The following is a 1,285-nucleotide window of genomic DNA, read 5'->3' as shown; positions in this document are numbered from 1 at the left end:
TATCCTCTTAAAACCAAAAGCATGGGGGTGGGATCAAGCAGAGGAAAAAAGGTCTTTTTGATGTGCTGCTTTTTTGTTCCTTTCCCTTTTTTGGTTATGCAACGCAAGCAGTTCCTTGATGCTGATGTAGCCAGCCAAATGTATGCGCATCAGTGTGGTTACGTTGCTGAAAGACAGGCTGGCGTTGTTGTGCTCATGGATTACCGTTAGCAGCAGCACGGCTATCAAGGCGCACCAAATCTGTATTTCTATGGCATTCTGATTGTCGCCCACGAAGTATTGCAGCGGGAAGTTCTGCTTTAGTTTCTTGAAGAATAGCTCTATTCGCCACCTGTATTTGTATATGGCTGCTATTGTGGCAGCACCCAACTCAAAATTGTTGGTGATAAACTCATATACACGGCTTCCATCTGTGTCCCACCATGCAATGCGGCGTAGCTGCAGGGTTTGCTCTTTCCCGTTTTCGTCCTTGTAAGTTTGCTCGATTGTTTCCTCTTTAAGAACAGCATCCGGGGTATCTTTTGTCAGGATAGCCTCCGCAACGGTGGTATAAACGGCATTGTCCTTTTGGCGGGTGATGAAGAACACACCATTTTGTGAGAACCGGGCGAAGCATTTGTAGTTGTTGTAGCCCTTGTCGAAGGTGATATAGGAGCCCGTGGGCAGTTCTATGTACTTGAGGAATTGCTGGTCGTTGTCGGCAGCGGCGTTGAAGCGTACCAGCACGGGCATCAGCGAATTGGCGTCCAGCATGGTGTTTTTCTTGATGCCGCCCTTGCGCTTGCTGTCCGTAGGGGTTCGGCCGGATGTTTTCAGGATGGCCTTGAAAAGAGAGAAAACGGTAGAGTCGATGAGGAACAGCCTGGACAATACCACTTTCGGCAAAGTACTGTCCGACAAATTCAGGGAGTACCTACGGTTCAAATCGTTGTATATCTCGCCAAAAATGGAAGATGGGCGTGCTTTGTTGGCATCTGACAGCGTGCTGCGTGGCGGCACTTTTTCAAGGTTCAAATGGTTCAGCTTGCCGCCAAAAGCCTCCAGCCCCGCCACTATCTCACGAAGGGAAGTGCAATTGGCGAACACGCAGAACATCATGGACACAAAATGGTCCCAGGCCATGGTGGACTTGTACCATTTGTTGGCCGATGTTTTCTCGAACACAGGAGAAAGGCTTGCCTTGCTGGATAAAGAAAGTATCTGGGAGAAGATGTGCTGTCCGACAAATAAACTACTTTTGTTCATGTTGTTTACAATTCTGTGGTAAGAACAAATAAACAACAAA

At 47.8% G+C, this 1,285-nt stretch carries 1 protein-coding gene; it reads right to left on the bottom strand.

Annotation, left to right across the window (positions count from 1 at the left end; translation table 11 throughout):
* Window positions 1–33: 33 nt before the first annotated feature.
* A partial coding sequence (locus tag ACHFIY_RS19225) for an IS4 family transposase (protein ID WP_410847753.1) occupies window positions 34–1,285 on the bottom strand: 1,252 nt, incomplete at its 5' end.

It is taken from the genome of Parasediminibacterium schistidii (assembly GCF_046546515.1).
Lineage (GTDB): Bacteria > Bacteroidota > Bacteroidia > Chitinophagales > Chitinophagaceae > Parasediminibacterium.
The sequence above is the reverse complement of the archived record's forward strand: the minus strand, read 5'-3'. Positions and strand labels throughout refer to the sequence as shown.